This is a genomic window from bacterium (genome assembly GCA_026414725.1).
Lineage (GTDB): Bacteria > Ratteibacteria > UBA8468 > B48-G9 > JAFGKM01 > JAAYXZ01.
The window spans coordinates 1-691 of record JAOAIL010000058.1 but is presented as its reverse complement, the minus strand read 5'-3'; the positions used below and the strand labels follow the sequence as shown (position 1 = coordinate 691).

Below are 691 nucleotides of genomic sequence, written 5' to 3'. Positions count from 1 at the left end.
TTGCACAAAGCAATTGAATCATGTGATCAGGAAAAAATTGAAGATGAATACGGCGATTTGCTATTTGCACTTGTAAATTATTCACGATTTATTAACGTGAATCCAGAAAACTCACTTAGGAGAACAATCGAAAAATTCATACAAAGATTTCAATATATTGAGAAGCAACTAAAGAAAATTGGTAAGGACATACAGTCCACAACTCTTGAAGAAATGGATCAGTTGTGGAATGAAGCTAAAAAGCTCTAACCTCCATTTGAACTTTGATCAGTGGGATGTGTTGATTTTCCATTTGAAGAATATTTATCATATGCATCAATTATATCTTTCACAAGTTTATGTCTGACAACATCATTACGGTCAAAATAACAAAATGCTACACCTTCAATTTGTTTTAAAATTTCTTGTATTTGAACTAACCCTGATATTGTTTTAGCTGGTAAATCAATCTGTGTAATGTCGCCTGTTATTATTGCTTTAGAATTCATGCCTAACCGGGTGAGAAACATTTTCATTTGCATACTTGTTGCATTCTGTGCTTCATCAAGAATAACAAATGAATTATTCAACGTTCTCCCTCTCATATATGCAAGGGGAACTACTTCTATGACTCTTTTTTCAATATAATTTTTCAGTTTTTCAGGTGGTATCATATCATCTAATGCATCATATAATGGACGAAGATAAGGAT

2 protein-coding genes are annotated in these 691 nt (G+C 32.1%); one reads left to right on the top strand and one right to left on the bottom strand.

Features of this window, described 5'->3' with window-relative positions:
• Window positions 1-249, top strand: a 249-nt coding sequence (locus N3D17_07825; GenBank protein ID MCX8083270.1) for a nucleoside triphosphate pyrophosphohydrolase, incomplete at its 5' end; no start/stop codon positions are given.
• On the opposite strand, the gene N3D17_07820 is transcribed toward N3D17_07825, so the two are convergent.
• Window positions 246-691, bottom strand: a 446-nt coding sequence (locus N3D17_07820) for a PhoH family protein (GenBank protein ID MCX8083269.1), incomplete at its 5' end; no start/stop codon positions are given. The genes N3D17_07825 and N3D17_07820 overlap by 4 nt on opposite strands.